Origin of the sequence: Mumia flava, from assembly GCF_002797495.1 — a bacterium.
GTDB classification, from domain to species: Bacteria; Actinomycetota; Actinomycetes; order Propionibacteriales; family Nocardioidaceae; genus Mumia; species Mumia flava.
This window is the reverse complement of record NZ_PGEZ01000001.1, coordinates 530,838-545,057: the sequence shown is the minus strand read 5'-3', so window position 1 is coordinate 545,057 and position 14,220 is coordinate 530,838. Positions and strand designations below refer to the sequence as shown.

Here is a 14,220-nt window from a genome sequence, read left to right as displayed (position 1 = left end):
GGCCACGAACGCTGAGCGATCACGAACGACACGACGAGAAGAGACGAGACGATGGCGAACATCTCTGCAGCAGAGGTGAAGAAGCTCCGCGACGCGACCGGCGCGGGGATGATGGACGCGAAGAAGGCGCTCACCGAGGCCGAGGGCGACTACGACAAGGCCGTCGAGATCCTGCGCGTGCACGGTGCGGCGAAGGCCGAGAAGCGCGGCGCCGAGCGCGAGGCCACCGCCGGTCTGGTGGCGGCCTCCGGTGACGCGATCATCGAGCTGAACGCCGAGACCGACTTCGTCGCGAAGAACGACCAGTTCATCGCGCTGGCCGAGGAGCTCGCCGCGCTCGCCGACTCCACCAGGCCGGCGACGGCCGAGGAGTTCGCGGCCACCGACAGCGGCGACGGCACGACCGTGGCCGACAAGATCGGCTCGCTCGCCGCGATCATCGGCGAGAAGCTCGAGCTCGGCCGGGTGGCCGTCCTGTCCGGCGAGGGCCGCACGGCCACCTACCTCCACCGGCGGGCCAGCGACCTGCCGCCGGCCGTCGGCGTGCTGATCGAGTTCCACGGCGAGGACGAGGAGGTCGCGCGCGGCGTGGCCATGCAGGTCGCCGCGATGCGCCCGCGCTACCTCACCCGCGACGAGGTCCCGGCCGACGTCGTGGCCAAGGAGCGCGAGATCGCCGAGGCGGCCGCCCGCGAGGACGGCAAGCCGGAGCAGGCGATCCCGAAGATCGTCGAGGGCAAGGTCAACGCCTTCTTCAAGGACACCGTGCTGCTCGACCAGCCGTCGGTGACCGAGCAGAAGAAGTCGGTCAGCCAGGTTCTCGACGAGGCCGGGCTCAAGGTGACGCGGTTCGCGCACATCGAGATCGGCGCCTGAGTCGACGCGACGGCCGATCCGGTCGTCGCCCGGGCCGATGGCCCGACGAACGGCCCCCGCAGGGATTCCTGCGGGGGCCGTTCGCGTGCGTGGCGACCTGTGCCCACGTCTGGCGGCCTCTACGGTGTGGGGTGACCACGGTCACAGGAGGGCAGATGAGCACGGACGTCTTCGATCGGGGACACGGCCGGGACGAGTCGCCGGGAGCGCAGGCGGCGGAGGTGCCGGTGCGCAGGAACCGGATCCGGTGGGGCGGCGTCGTCGCAGGGGTCGCGCTCGCGCTCCTGGTGTACGCGGTGCTCCCTGGAGACCTCGCCGTCGCGGCGAGGATCACCGCGGCCACCGCCACGCTGATGGCGGCCTGGTGGATGACCGAGGCGATCCCGATCCCGGCGACGGCGCTCCTGCCGCTGCTGATCTTCCCCGTCCTCGTCGACGACGTCACGGTCGACGACGTCGGGGCGTCGTACGGCAACAACATCATCTTCCTGTTCATGGGCGGCTTCATGCTCGCTCTGGCGATGCAGCGCTGGAACCTCCACCGCCGGATCGCCCTCCTCACCGTGCGGGCGATGGGGACGAACCCGCCGATGGTGGTCGCGGGGTTCATGGTCGCGACCGGCTTCATCAGCATGTGGGTGTCGAACACCGCGACGGCCGTGATGATGCTCCCGATCGGTGTCTCCGTCCTCGTGCTGGTCACCGACATCGGGGCGGAGGACGACGGCGAGGTGAAGGAGGCGGTGATCCGCTCCAACTTCGGGACCGCGCTCATGCTGGGCATCGCCTACGCCGCCTCGGTGGGATCGCTCGCGACGATCATCGGGACGCCGCCGAACACGCTCCTGGTCGGCTACATGGACAGCGAGTACGACGTCGAGATCGGCTTCGGGCAGTGGATGCTGGTCGGCCTGCCGCTCGCGGTCGTGTTCCTGGTCATCTGCTGGTGGATGCTGGTCAAGGTCCTCTTCAAGCCGGAGATCGACGACATCCCGGGCGGACGCGAGATGCTCGGTGCCGAGCTGGACAAGCTCGGGCCCACGTCGCAGGGCGAGTGGCGCGTGCTCGCCGTCTTCGTGCTCGCCGCAGCGAGCTGGGTGACCCTTCCACTCGTCTTCGACGAGCCTCCGATCAGCGACGCGGGAATCGCGGTCGGGATCGCCGTCCTCCTCTTCCTCCTGCCCGCCGGAGCGGCCCGCGGCGTACGCCTGCTCGACTGGGACGCGGCGGTCAAGCTCCCGTGGGGCGTCCTGCTGCTCTTCGGCGGCGGCCTGGCGCTCTCGGCGCAGTTCACCTCGAGCGGACTCACCGAGTGGATCGGCGAGCAGGCCGGGGGTCTCGACGGCGTCCCGGTCGTCCTGCTCGTCGTCATCGTCGCCGCCGGGGTCCTGCTGCTGACCGAGCTCACGAGCAACACGGCGACCGCAGCGACCTTCCTGCCGGTCGCGGGCGGCGTGGCGCTCGGCCTGGACCTCGATCCGCTCCTGCTGGCGATCCCGGTCGCGCTCGCGGCCACGTGCGCGTTCATGCTGCCGGTGGCGACGCCTCCGAACGCGATCGCGTTCGGCTCGGGGTACGTCACGATCAGCCAGATGATCCGGGGCGGGATCTGGCTCAACCTGATCGGGGTCGTGCTCATCACGACCGTGACGATGACGCTCGCGGTGTGGGTGTTCGGGATCGCGTACTGACGCCGTCCTGGCGGGGCCGCGCCGCAGCCGAGCCCGTGCTCCCGCCGTCCGGCGGCCGGTGGGCGATCGGATAGGCTCGTCCCCATGTCACGACGGGTCCTCCTCAAGATCTCGGGCGAGGCGTTCGGCGGCGGCCATCTCGGCGTCGACCCCGACGTCGTGAACGCCATCGCCCACCAGATCGTCGACGGCGTCCGAGCCGGGGTCGAGGTGGCGATCGTGATCGGCGGCGGCAACTTCTTCCGCGGCGCCGAGCTCCAGCAGCGGGGCATGGACCGCGCCCGCGCCGACTACATGGGCATGCTGGGCATCGTGATGAACTGCCTGGCGCTCCAGGACTTCCTCGAGAAGCTCGAGATCGAGACCAGGGTCCAGACCGCGATCACGATGGGTCAGGTGGCCGAGCCGTACATCCCGCGGCGCGCGATCCGGCACCTGGAGAAGGGCCGCGTCGTGATCTTCGGTGCGGGCGCGGGGATGCCGTACTTCTCGACCGACACCGTCGCCGCGCAGCGCGCCCTGGAGATCCGGGCCGACACCGTGCTGATGGGCAAGAACGGCGTCGACGGGGTCTACACCGCCGACCCGCACCAGGACCCGACCGCGACCAAGATCGACTCGATCACCTACGCCGAGGCGCTCCGCCAGGGCCTGCGGGTCGCCGACGCGACCGCGTTCGCCCTGCTGATGGAGAACAAGCTCCCGATGACCGTCTTCGGCATCGAGGGTGAGGGCAACATCGCCGCGGTGCTCCGGGGTGAGAAGATCGGCACGCTGGTGCACGCAGACTGACCCCGAGCCGCAGACGCGGTACGAGCACACGAAGGAGCCCCGAGGGTGATTGACGAGACACTGCGCGACGCCGACGCCAAGATGAACAAGGCCGTCGAGCACGCGCGCGAGGAGTTCGCGGCGATCCGGACCGGGCGTGCGCACCCGGCGATGTTCGCCAAGATCACGGCCGACTACTACGGCACGCCGACGCCGATCCAGCAGCTCGCCGGGTTCCAGATCCCCGAGCCGCGGGTGGTCATCGTCAGCCCGTACGACCTCGGCGCGAAGAGCGCGATCGAGAAGGCGATCCGCGAGTCCGACCTCGGGGTGAACCCGACCGACGACGGCAAGATCCTGCGGATCACGCTCCCGCAGCTCACCGAGGAGCGCCGCAAGGAGTACATCAAGCTGGCGAAGTCCAAGGCGGAGGAGGGCCGCGTCGCGGTCCGCAACGTCCGCCGCGGCGCCAAGCAGGCGATGGAGGCCGCCCAGAAGGACGGCGACATCAGCGAGGACGACGTGACCGGTGGGGAGAAGCGCCTCGACGGCCTCACCAAGAAGCACGTCGACCACATCGACGAGCTCCTGCGCAACAAGGAGCAGGAGCTCATCGAGGTCTGATGAGCTCACCCGACGTCCCCGCGGCGCCCCGACAGCGCGGCGGGCGCAACCTGCCTGCCGCGATCGGCGTGGGCGTCGCCCTCGGCGCCGCGGTCGTCGCGTCCCTCCTGTTCGTCAAGGTGCTGTTCGTCGGCGTCGTGCTCGTCGCCGGCGGCGTGGCCGTCTGGGAGCTGTCGGGCGCCCTGCGCAAGGCCGGGGCGCGGGTGCCGCTCCCGCCGGTGATGGCCGGCGGCCTCGCGACCCTCGCCGCGACGTACGTCGCAGGACCGGAGGCGATCGCTGTCGGTGCCGCACTGACCGTACTCGGCACCTTCGTGTACCGCATGCCCGACGGCGCCGACGGCTGGGTGCGCGACGTCAGCGCCGGGATCTTCACCTTCGCCTACATCCCGGTCCTCGGATCCTTCGTGGTCCTGATGGTGGCCGAGGACGACGGGCCGGCCCGGATCGTCACCTTCGTGGTCGTGACGATCGCGTCCGACATCTTCGGCTACGCCGCCGGCTACAAGCTCGGCAAGCACCCGATGGCCCCGACGATCAGCCCGAAGAAGTCCTGGGAGGGCTTCGGCGGATCGGTGGTCGGCTGTGTGCTCGCGGGTGTCGCCTGCGTGGTGCTCCTGCTCGACGGCCCGTGGTGGGCCGGCGTGGTGCTGGGGCTCGCGGCGGTCGCGATGGCGACGCTGGGCGACCTGTCGGAGTCGATGGTCAAGCGTGACGTCGGCATCAAGGACATGAGCGACCTGCTCCCGGGCCACGGCGGACTGATGGACCGCCTGGACTCGCTGCTCGCGGTCGCTCCGGTCTGCTGGCTCGTGCTGCACTTCCTCGTCCCGGTCGCCTGAGGACGGCGGCGGTGCGGTCGTTCCGGTGCACGGTGTGCTCGAGCACCCTGTACTTCGAGAACTCGGTGTGCCTCGGCTGCGGCTCACCGGTCGGGTTCTCCCGTGCGGAGCGCCGGGTCCGGGTGCTCGGCGACGACGCCGTCTGCGTGAACGCCCGGCTGAACGGCTGCACGTGGATCGTCGAGGCGCCGGGGGAGCAGTGCGGCAGCTGCGCGCTGACCCGGACCCGCCCGGACGACGACAACGCCGTCGGGCTCGGCCGGTACGCGCTCGCCGAGCAGGCGAAGCGGCGTCTCGTCTTCGAGCTCGACGAGCTGGGGCTGCCGATCGTCACGCGCGAGCAGGACCCCGACCGCGGGCTAGCCTTCGACCTGCTGTCGTCGCGTGACACCCCGGTGACGACGGGCCACGCCGACGGTGTCGTGACGATCGACCTCGCCGAGTCCGACGACGCGTACCGCGAGCGGCTGCGGATCGAGCTCGACGAGCCGTACCGCACGATGCTCGGGCACCTGCGTCACGAGATCGGCCACTACTACGAGATGGTCCTCGTGCTCGACGAGCACAGCAGCTGGCGGGGGCGGGTGCGCGACCTGTTCGGCGACGACACCGCCTCGTACGCCGAGGCGCTCGACCGGCACTACGCCGAGGGTGCTCCGCAGGGCTGGCAGGACGCGTACGTGAGCCAGTACGCCACGATGCACCCGTACGAGGACTTCGCCGAGTGCTTCGCGCACGTCCTGCACGTCCACGACACGGTCCAGACCGCCGGCGCGTTCGGCCTGGCGGTGTCGGTCGACGCGGCCACGCTCGACTTCGCCAGCCTGATCAGCGCGGTCTGGCTCCCGCTGTCGTACGCCTTGAACCAGGTGAACCGCAGCATGGGTCAGCAGGACCTCTACCCGTTCGTGCTCGCGCCGACGGTGCTCGACAAGCTCGCGCTCGTCGGCGAGATCGTCGCCGCGACCGGGTCCGCGTCCCGCGTGGGTCGCCTCCGCGGGACGCCGTGAGCGCTGTGCGGTGCCGGTTGGTCGCGGATGCGACACTGGGACGGTTATGTCGAAGGTGAACCCGAACCCGCTCCCGCTGGTCTTCGAGCAGCCCAAGGGGAGGGGCAAGCCGCCGCGCCACCTCGCCGACCTCGATCTCGCCGCGCGGGTCGATGCCGTCGAGGGTCTCGGCCTGCCCGGGTTCCGCGCCAAGCAGCTCTCTCGGCACTACTTCACCCGTCTGGTCGACGACCCCGCGGACATGTCCGACCTCCCCGCCGACGTGCGCGACGCGATGGTCGACGGGCTGATGCCCCGACTGATCGAGCCGGTCCGCACGATGGAGGCCGACCGCGGCACGACCCGCAAGACGCTGTGGAAGCTCTTCGACGGCGCGCTGGTCGAGTCGGTGCTGATGCGCTATCCCGACCGCGCGACGATCTGCGTCTCCAGCCAGGCCGGCTGCGGGATGGCGTGCCCGTTCTGCGCGACCGGCCAGGGCGGTCTGCAGCGCAACATGTCGACCGCCGAGATCATCGAGCAGGTCGTCGACGGCGCCCGGGCCATGCACCGCGGTGAGATCCCCGGCGGACCGGGCCGGCTGTCGAACGTCGTCTTCATGGGGATGGGCGAGCCGATGGCGAACTACCCGGCCGTGATCGGCGCGGTGCGTCGGATGGTCGACGAATCGCCTGCGGGCCTCGGCATGTCCGCCCGCAACATCACCGTCAGCACCGTGGGGCTCGTGCCGCGGATCAACCAGCTCGCGTCCGAGGGCATCCCCGTGACGCTGGCGCTGTCGTTGCACGCGCCGGACGACGAGCTGCGGGACGAGCTCGTGCCGATCAACACCCGCTTCAAGGTCGCCGAGGCGGTCGAGGCGGCGTGGGAGTACGCCCGTACGACCAAGCGCCGGGTCTCGATCGAGTACGCCATGATCCGCGACATCAACGACCAGGCGTGGCGCGCGGACATGCTCGGTGACCTGCTGCGCTCGTACGGCGACTGGGGCTGGGTCCACGTCAACCTGATCCCCCTGAACCCGACGCCGGGGTCGATCTGGACCGCCTCCGACCCCGCCGACGAGCGCGAGTTCGTGCGCAGGCTCGAGGCGAAGGGGATCCCGACGACCGTGCGTGACACCCGTGGGCAGGAGATCGACGGTGCCTGCGGACAGCTCGCCGCCGTCGAGGGCTGAGTCCGCGGCGCCGGTCGCCGTGCTCGCCACCGACCTGGACGGGACCCTGCTGCGCGCCGACGGGACGCTGTCGCCGAGGACTCGTGACGCGATCGCCGCGGCGCAGCGCGCCGGGGTCCCGACCGTCTTCGTGACCGCCCGGCCACCACGCTGGCTCGACCACCTCGCCGACGTGGTCGGTGATGCGACGGGTGGGATCGCGCTGAGTGCCAACGGTGCGTTCGAGTACCACGTCGCGTCCCGTACGGTCACCGAGGTCGGCACGATCGCCCCGGCGGACCTCGCGGCGATCGCCGCCAGGCTGCGGGCGGCGGTGCCCGGGATCGCGTTCGCCGTGGAGCGGGCCGACGGCTTCGTGCGGGAGGAGACCTTCGTACGGCGGCGCCGGCTGCCGACCGACGACCGGGTCGAGACCTGGGACGCGGTCGCGTCCGTGGCGGCCGGCAAGCTGCTCGCGGTCGCTCCCGACCTGGCCCCCGCCGCGTTCCACGACGCGGTCGCCGCGGCACTCGGCGACACGGGCGAGCTGGGCTTCTCCGGAGCCGTGGGCCTGGCGGAGATCACCGCCCGTGGCGTCACGAAGGCGTCTGGTCTCGCCCGGTGGTGCGCGGCGCGCGGCGTGGACCGTCACGAGGTCTGGGCGGTCGGGGACATGCCGAACGATCTCCCCATGCTTCGGTGGTCCGGGCGGTCGTTCGCGGTCGCGAACGCCCATCCGGACGTCCGTGCGGCCGTCCACGAGGTGGTGGCGGCGAACGAGCAGGACGGGGTTGCTGACATCCTGGACCGGATCGCCCTCGACCGGATCGCCGGCAGGGCCGGGAGGGCCGGCGACCGCGCCGTGGCGCCGGCGAGCAGACAGGAGTCCTGAGTGATCGACGTGACCCGCACCGACGACGTGACGGTGGTGGAGCTGCGCCGCCCGGAGCGGCGCAACGCGCTCGACGCCGCGACCTGCGACGCGCTGCGCGAGGCCGCGCTCGCCGCGGACGCCGACGGCACCCGCGCGCTGGTGGTCACCGGTGCCGGGACGAGCTTCTGCGCCGGAGCCGACCTCGACGGCGTGTACGGCGAGACCTTCATCGCGGCGCTGTACGGGATGCTGGGCACCCTGACCGAGCTGCGGATCCCCGTGGTCGCGGCGGTGAACGGCCCCGCGATCGGCGCCGGCACGCAGCTCGCGCTGGCCTGCGACCTGCGCGTCGCGGCGCCGACGGCGCGGTTCGGCGTCCCGACCGCCCGCAACGGCATGGCCGTCGACGCGTGGACGATCCGCACGCTCGCCGCGGTCGCCGGCACGGGCACCGCACGGGCGATGATGCTGGGGGCCGAGATGCTCGACGCGGACACGGCGTACGTCCGCGGGCTGGTCGACCGGATCGGCGACCTCGACGCCGCGCTGGCGTGGGCCACGGAGATCGCCGGGTTCGCGCCGCTCACCCTCGCGTACAACAAGCTCGTCCTGAACAGCCGGCCCGCCGACGCCGACGCCGATGCCGGTGCGCGGATCGCGGCCGGGTGGGACGCCTGCTGGTCCAGCGAGGACGTACGGGAGGCCTCGATCGCGCGGACCGAGAAGCGGCCACCGGTCTTCGTGGGGCGCTGAGCGGTGCCGGCGCCTTCCGAGCCCACCTGGTTCACGCGCCCCTCAGGCGCAGACCTGGCCACCGGTCGCCTCAACGCCGCCTACGACGCAGCGGACCGGCACGTCGTCGCCGGCCGCGCCGACGACCTCGCCCTCCGGGACGGCGCGAGCGCCTGGTCGTACGCCCGGCTGGTCGAGGACGTCGGATCGCTCGCGGGGCTGATGCGCGCGCTCGGCGTCCGGGCCGGCGACCCGGTGGCCTCGGCGGCCGGTTGGCGGGCGGAGACGGTGCTGCTCGCGCTCGCCGCGGCCCGGATCGGTGCGGTGCTGTGGACGGCGGACGAGCCGCTCGAGGCCGTACGGCGGGCTCGGCCGCGTCTGACGCTGGCGAGCGCCGAGGTCCTTGCCGAGGTCGCCGCCGCGCTCGCGGACGTGCCCGACGACGAGCAGGCCCGGCTCGTGCTCGACCCCGACGAGGCCGTCCTCGACGAGCGGCTCGACATCGGCTGGGCCGTCGGACTGCGCGCCGGGGCGAGCGATCCCGCCGGCATCGACCCCGTGGCGGGCGACCAGCCGCTCGCGGTGGCGCTCGACGGAGGTGCCGAGCAGGTCGTGCTGCACGTGCACGCCGTCGACGGCTCGCTGAGTGCGCATCCGGTCCCGTCCGCTGCCCGGCTCGGTCGCATCTGGTCCACCCTGGTGGCGGGCGAGTCGGTCACCCTCCCGCTCACCTGACCGCCGCGTCCGCGATTCGTCGAGTTCCGGACGGAATCAGACGTCCGGATCCGTCCGGAACTCGACGAATCGGGGACGGGACGGTCAGTGCACGCCCCAGGCGTAGGTCTGCTTGCGCAGGTTGAGGTAGACGAACGACTCGGTGGTCCGCACCTGCGGGACGGACCGGATCCGGTCGCTGATCAGGTCGAGCAGCTGGTCGTCGCTCTCGCACACGATCTCGGCGAGCAGGTCGAACCGCCCCGCGGTGATCACCAGGTAGTCGATCTCGTCGATCTTCGCGAGCTGCTCGGCCGCCGCCTCGAGGTCGCCGTCGACGGTGATCCCGACCATCGCCTGCCGTGCGAACCCGACCTCGCGCGGGTCGGTGACCGCGACGATCTGGATCACCCCGGTGTCGGTCAGCCTCTGGACGCGCTGGCGCACGGCCGCCTCGGAGAGCCCGACCGCCTTGCTGATCGCTGCGTACGACCGGCGCCCGTCGACCTGGAGCTCGGCGATGATCCGCTTCGAGGTCTCGTCGAGCGCCGTGGTCGGTACGGGTCTGCGTTCGTTCATGGAGCCATCCTGCCGGAGCGTCGGGGTCACCGATACCCGGGGAGCAGATTCGTCGCGTTCAGGAATCACCCAAATCAACCGGAACTCGGCAGTGATTCAGTTGCAATGATGTAAATCCTGTGCGGAATCGCTTGTGGTGACACGCGTCTCCGTGTGACGATTCCGGGCACCACTTCGCGGCGTCAGGCTGCGGGACGCACGGAACGAGGACCTCAGCCTTGGCACGACAGATCAGCCGGCGGACCCTGCTGCGGGGTGCGGGGGTCGGTGCGTTCGCGCTCGGGAGCGCCGCGGTGCTCCCGCTCTTCGGGACGCCGGACCGCCGCCAGGACCCGGCGACGTGCACGACAGCCGACCTCTCCGAGAGCGATCGTCGGCTGATCGTGTCGAACTGGCCGGAGTACATCGACCCGCCCGAGGACGGCTACGTCTCGACGCTGCAGGACTTCGAGGCCGAGACCGGGATCACGGTCCGCTACACCGCGGACGTCAACGACAACAACGAGTTCTTCGCCAAGGTGATCAACCAGCTCGGCGCCTGCCAGCCGGTCGACCGCGACATGTTCGTGCTGACGGACTGGGCGGCCGCCCGGTGCATCCAGATGGGCTGGGTCCAGCCGATCGCCGCCGCGAACGTCCCGAACCTGCACGCCAACCTGATCGACTCGCTGAGCGGCCTGGCCTGGGACCCCGAGCGCGAGTTCTCCGCGCCGTGGCAGGCCGGCCTGACCGGGATCGCCTACAACAAGAAGCTGGTCGACAAGCCGGTCGGCTCGTTCTCGGAGCTCGTGACCCGCCCCGACCTCAAGGGCCGGATCACGCTGCTGACCGAGATGCGCGACACGATGGGCTTCTTCCTGCTGATGGACGGCGCCGACCCGGCGGACTTCACCGACGCGCAGTGGCAGAGCGCGATCGAGCGGCTCCGCGAGGTCAAGAGCGCCCGCCAGGTCCGTGCCTTCACCGGCAACGAGTACGTCCAGGACCTCGCCGCCGGCAACATCGCCGCCTGCGAGGCGTGGTCCGGCGACGTGCTCGCGGCCGGTGACCCGAACATCGAGTTCGTGGTCCCCGAGGAGGGCCTGATGATCTGGGCCGACAACATGCTCGTGCCGAACAAGGCCGAGCACCTCGCGAACGCCGAGAAGTGGATCGACTTCTACTTCCGGCCCGATGTGGCCGCCAAGCTCGCCGCCTGGGTGAACTACATCTGCCCCGTCCAGGGTGCCCAGGAGGAGATGGAGAAGATCGACCCCGATCTCGCGTCCGACCCGCTGATCTTCCCCGACGACGAGACCCTCGCCCTGACCAACTCGTTCATGGCGCTCGAGGAGTTCCAGATGCGTGAGTACGAAGGAGACTTTGCCGATGTCACTGGTGGCTGATGTGCCCGCGACCGGCCGCGACGGTGACGCCGGCCGCTCCGGCGACCTGCGCCTGGAGGCCGTGACGAAGGAGTTCGCGTCTTTCACGGCGGTGCGCTCCCTCGACCTCGTGGTCCCGCAGGGATCGTTCTTCGCCCTGCTCGGCCCGTCCGGGTGCGGCAAGACCACGACCCTGCGGATGGTCGCGGGGCTGGAGACGCCGACCTCGGGCCGGATCCTGCTCGGCGATCGCGAGATCACCGCGGACAAGCCGTACAAGCGTCCGGTCAACACCGTCTTCCAGAGCTACGCGCTGTTCCCGCACCTCGACATCGCCGAGAACGTCGCGTTCGGCCTTCGGCGCCGAGGGGTCAAGGACACCGACAAGCAGGTCAGCGACATGCTCGACCTCGTGGAGCTGACCGGCCAGGCGAAGAAGAAGCCCGGCCAGCTCTCGGGCGGCCAGCAGCAGCGCGTCGCGCTGGCGCGGGCGCTGATCAACCGCCCCGAGGTGCTCCTGCTCGACGAGCCGCTCGGCGCGCTCGACCTCAAGCTGCGCCGCGGCATGCAGATCGAGCTCAAGCGGATCCAGACCGAGGTCGGCCTCACCTTCGTGCACGTCACGCACGACCAGGAGGAGGCCATGACGATGGCGGACACGGTCGCGGTGATGAACGGGGGCGTGATCGAGCAGATGGGTGCGCCGGCGGCACTGTACGACAACCCCCGCTCGACGTTCGTCGCGAACTTCCTCGGTCAGTCCAACCTGCTCGCCGGAGAGATCCTGGGGCCGGACGGCGACGTGGTCCGGGTCAACGTGCACGGCACCACCGTCTCGATCCCGGGCGACCGTGCGCACGCCGACGGTGCCGACGGGTGGGTCGGCGTACGGCCCGAGAAGGTGATGATCGCCGAGGTCGGCGGTGAGATCGACGCGCCCGGCAACCGGTTCACCGGTGGGGTGGTCAGCGACGTGAGCTTCGTCGGCGTCTCGACGCAGTACCTGGTCCGGATGCCGTGGGGTCAGGAGATGATGGTCTTCGAGCAGAACACCGGTCGCCGCCCGATCCTCGCGGTCGGGACGCCGGTCGACCTGTCGTGGCGGCCGGAGTACGCGTTCCTGCTCGACGCCAGCCAGGACGCGAGCGCCGGCACCGACGAGCCCGACGCATGAGCGCGCCGACCGCGCCGCCCGGCGCGCCGCCCGACGCGCCGGCCGCGCCGCCGCCGAAGGAGCGGGGTCGTCTCACCGGCTACTGGCTCGCTCTGCCGGCCGCGGGGTGGCTCCTGCTGTTCTTCGTCGTCCCGTTCTACTCGCTCGTGGCGATGAGCCTGTTCGACCCCGAGGGCTCGGCGCTGACCGGGTACGAGATGACGTGGCACGTCGGCAACTACGTGGACGTCCTGCAGAAGTTCTACGGCCCGTTGCTCCGCTCGCTGTGGTACGCCGCGATCGCCACGGTCGCGTGCCTGCTTCTCGGCTACCTGCTCGCATACACGATCGCGTTCAAGGCCGGGCGCTGGAAGAACCTGATGCTGGTCCTCGTGATCGCGCCGTTCTTCGCGAGCTTCCTGGTCCGGACGCTGTCGTGGAAGCTGATCCTGGCCGACGAGGGCTTCGTCGTCGACACCCTCCAGACCATCGGGATCCTCGGTGCCGACGGGCGCCTCCTCGCGACCCCGTTCGCGGTGATCGCCGGCCTGACGTACAACTTCCTGCCGTTCATGGTCCTACCGCTGTTCGCCAGCCTGGACAAGATCGACCCGCGGCTGATCGAGGCGGCGAACGACCTGTACGCCTCGCCGGGGCGGGCCTTCTTCAAGGTCACGTGGCCGTTGTCCCTGCCGGGGGTGGTCGCGGGCACGCTGCTCACCTTCATCCCGGCCGCCGGCGACTACATCAACGCGGACCTGCTCGGCAGCCCGAACCAGCGGATGGTCGGCAACGTCATCCAGAACCTCTTCACGAACCAGGGCGACTACGCCGCTGCCGGTGCGCTCTCGATGATCCTCATGATCATCATCACCGTCGCGGTCGTGGTCTCCATCCGCAAGGCCGGGACGGAGGACCTCGTATGAGTCCGCTGCAGCGCACGGGCCGCTGGATCGGCGAGCACCTCGTGCTGGCCGGTGGCCTGCTCGTGCTGATCTACATGTTCGTGCCGATCGCCGTGATCGTGCTGATGAGCTTCAACGACCCGGCGTCGCGCAACGTGTACCGGTTCGACTCGTTCACGCTCGACAACTGGCTCAACCCCTGCGCGCCGCAGGGGATGTGCTCGGCGGTGGCGCGCAGCATCGAGATCGGCCTGCTCGCCACGCTGATCGCGACGGTGCTCGGCACGCTGGCGGCCTTCGCCCTGGTCCGGCACGAGTTCGCGGGCCGCCGGATCGCGAACACGTTCATCGTGCTGCCGATGGCGGCGCCGGAGATCGTGCTCGGCTCCTCGATGCTCGCGCTGTTCGTGTCGGCGGGCCTCGGCGGTCAGCTGGGCTTCTGGACGATCCTGATCGCGCACGTGACGTTCTGCCTGTCGTTCGTGATCATCACCGTACGGGCGCGTCTGGCGGGCCTGGACTCCCATCTCGAGCAGGCCGCGATGGACCTGTACGCGAACGAGAGCCAGACGTTCTGGCGGGTCACGTTCCCGCTGGTCTTCCCCGGCATCCTCGGCGCGGCCCTGCTCAGCTTCTCGCTGTCGTTCGACGACTTCATCATCACGAACCTGAACGCCGGCCAGACCGTCACGTTCCCGATGTTCGTGTGGGGTTCGGCCCAGCGCGGCGTGCCGATGCAGGTCAACGTGGTCGGCACGGCGATGTTCGTGATCGCGGTCGCGATCGTGCTCGCCGGCGAGGTGGCGCGTCGGCGCGAGCGCGGGGGAGCCGTCACCCGCTGACCGCGCCGTACGGCGTGACCCTCCTGACCGCGTACGAGAAGCGGGCCGGAGCCCGACGCCGTTGTCGGTCTCCGGCCCGCTGGTTCG

15 protein-coding genes are annotated in these 14,220 nt (G+C 70.7%); 14 read left to right on the top strand and 1 reads right to left on the bottom strand.

The window, feature by feature from the left end:
* Positions 1 to 51 precede the first annotated feature (51 nt).
* From tsf to CLV56_RS02515, 10 genes are all read left to right on the top strand, one after another.
* Positions 52 to 876, top strand: coding sequence for a translation elongation factor Ts (gene tsf / locus CLV56_RS02560; protein WP_039348762.1), 825 nt, complete (start codon positions 52 to 54; stop codon positions 874 to 876).
* A 155-nt stretch (positions 877 to 1,031) separates the two neighbouring features.
* The gene (locus CLV56_RS02555) at positions 1,032 to 2,567 is read left to right on the top strand and encodes an SLC13 family permease (protein WP_039348765.1); all 1,536 of its coding nucleotides are present in this window, start codon (positions 1,032 to 1,034) and stop codon (positions 2,565 to 2,567) included.
* Positions 2,568 to 2,651: 84 nt separating this feature from the next.
* Complete coding sequence (pyrH, locus tag CLV56_RS02550) at positions 2,652 to 3,359, top strand: UMP kinase (protein ID WP_039348769.1); 708 nt, start codon at positions 2,652 to 2,654, stop codon at positions 3,357 to 3,359.
* Between the two features lie 48 nt (positions 3,360 to 3,407).
* Positions 3,408 to 3,962 (top strand): ribosome recycling factor, encoded by a 555-nt coding sequence (gene frr / locus CLV56_RS02545; protein ID WP_211288084.1) that lies wholly within the window; start codon positions 3,408 to 3,410, stop codon positions 3,960 to 3,962.
* Positions 3,962 to 4,804: a phosphatidate cytidylyltransferase gene (locus tag CLV56_RS02540; RefSeq protein WP_039348775.1), complete on the top strand. Its 843-nt coding sequence runs from the start codon at positions 3,962 to 3,964 to the stop codon at positions 4,802 to 4,804. The genes frr and CLV56_RS02540 overlap by 1 nt, the downstream gene beginning before the upstream one ends.
* A gap of 11 nt (positions 4,805 to 4,815) precedes the next feature.
* On the top strand, positions 4,816 to 5,814 hold the full coding sequence (locus CLV56_RS02535) for a zinc-binding metallopeptidase family protein (protein WP_039348778.1): 999 nt from the start codon (positions 4,816 to 4,818) through the stop codon (positions 5,812 to 5,814).
* A gap of 46 nt (positions 5,815 to 5,860) precedes the next feature.
* Positions 5,861 to 6,991, top strand: coding sequence for a dual-specificity RNA methyltransferase RlmN (gene rlmN, locus CLV56_RS02530; RefSeq protein WP_039348781.1), 1,131 nt, complete (start codon positions 5,861 to 5,863; stop codon positions 6,989 to 6,991).
* Positions 6,957 to 7,862 (top strand): HAD family hydrolase, encoded by a 906-nt coding sequence (locus CLV56_RS02525; protein ID WP_100414342.1) that lies wholly within the window; start codon positions 6,957 to 6,959, stop codon positions 7,860 to 7,862. Before rlmN ends, CLV56_RS02525 begins: the two co-directional genes overlap by 35 nt.
* A complete protein-coding gene (locus CLV56_RS02520; protein WP_039348783.1) occupies positions 7,863 to 8,597 on the top strand; it encodes an enoyl-CoA hydratase in 735 nt (244 codons plus the stop codon).
* A gap of 3 nt (positions 8,598 to 8,600) precedes the next feature.
* Positions 8,601 to 9,311, top strand: coding sequence for an AMP-binding protein (locus CLV56_RS02515; RefSeq protein WP_039348786.1), 711 nt, complete (start codon positions 8,601 to 8,603; stop codon positions 9,309 to 9,311).
* A gap of 84 nt (positions 9,312 to 9,395) precedes the next feature.
* Here the strand turns inward: CLV56_RS02515 and CLV56_RS02510 are convergent, their stop codons facing one another.
* The gene (locus CLV56_RS02510; RefSeq protein ID WP_039348789.1) at positions 9,396 to 9,869 is read right to left on the bottom strand and encodes an Lrp/AsnC family transcriptional regulator; all 474 of its coding nucleotides are present in this window, start codon (positions 9,867 to 9,869) and stop codon (positions 9,396 to 9,398) included.
* Between the two features lie 218 nt (positions 9,870 to 10,087).
* Between CLV56_RS02510 and CLV56_RS02505 the strand changes: the two genes are divergently transcribed.
* The 4 genes from CLV56_RS02505 to CLV56_RS02490 are packed head-to-tail and all read left to right on the top strand — an operon-like array spanning position 10,088 to position 14,133.
* Positions 10,088 to 11,254 carry a polyamine ABC transporter substrate-binding protein gene (locus CLV56_RS02505; RefSeq protein ID WP_039348792.1) on the top strand — a complete coding sequence of 389 codons (1,167 nt, stop codon included), beginning with the start codon at positions 10,088 to 10,090 and terminating at the stop codon, positions 11,252 to 11,254.
* Positions 11,238 to 12,407, top strand: a complete 1,170-nt coding sequence (locus CLV56_RS02500; RefSeq protein WP_100414341.1) for an ABC transporter ATP-binding protein — start codon at positions 11,238 to 11,240, stop codon at positions 12,405 to 12,407. The genes CLV56_RS02505 and CLV56_RS02500 overlap by 17 nt, the downstream gene beginning before the upstream one ends.
* The gene (locus CLV56_RS02495) at positions 12,404 to 13,312 is read left to right on the top strand and encodes an ABC transporter permease (protein ID WP_039348795.1); all 909 of its coding nucleotides are present in this window, start codon (positions 12,404 to 12,406) and stop codon (positions 13,310 to 13,312) included. Before CLV56_RS02500 ends, CLV56_RS02495 begins: the two co-directional genes overlap by 4 nt.
* Complete coding sequence (locus CLV56_RS02490; protein ID WP_039348798.1) at positions 13,309 to 14,133, top strand: ABC transporter permease; 825 nt, start codon at positions 13,309 to 13,311, stop codon at positions 14,131 to 14,133. Before CLV56_RS02495 ends, CLV56_RS02490 begins: the two co-directional genes overlap by 4 nt.
* The last annotated feature ends 87 nt before the right edge of the window (positions 14,134 to 14,220 follow it).

What these genes read in the sequence shown, in the direction of transcription:
- CLV56_RS02510 (WP_039348789.1), bottom strand. Translation starts at nt 9,869, where the DNA reads ATGAACGAACGCAGACCCGTACCGACCACGGCGCTCGACGAGACCTCG.
- pyrH (WP_039348769.1), top strand. Translation starts at nt 2,652, where the DNA reads ATGTCACGACGGGTCCTCCTCAAGATCTCGGGCGAGGCGTTCGGCGGC.
- CLV56_RS02540 (WP_039348775.1), top strand. Translation starts at nt 3,962, where the DNA reads ATGAGCTCACCCGACGTCCCCGCGGCGCCCCGACAGCGCGGCGGGCGC.
- CLV56_RS02500 (WP_100414341.1), top strand. Translation starts at nt 11,238, where the DNA reads ATGTCACTGGTGGCTGATGTGCCCGCGACCGGCCGCGACGGTGACGCC.
- CLV56_RS02555 (WP_039348765.1), top strand. Translation starts at nt 1,032, where the DNA reads ATGAGCACGGACGTCTTCGATCGGGGACACGGCCGGGACGAGTCGCCG.
- rlmN (WP_039348781.1), top strand. Translation starts at nt 5,861, where the DNA reads ATGTCGAAGGTGAACCCGAACCCGCTCCCGCTGGTCTTCGAGCAGCCC.
- CLV56_RS02495 (WP_039348795.1), top strand. Translation starts at nt 12,404, where the DNA reads ATGAGCGCGCCGACCGCGCCGCCCGGCGCGCCGCCCGACGCGCCGGCC.
- CLV56_RS02490 (WP_039348798.1), top strand. Translation starts at nt 13,309, where the DNA reads ATGAGTCCGCTGCAGCGCACGGGCCGCTGGATCGGCGAGCACCTCGTG.
- tsf (WP_039348762.1), top strand. Translation starts at nt 52, where the DNA reads ATGGCGAACATCTCTGCAGCAGAGGTGAAGAAGCTCCGCGACGCGACC.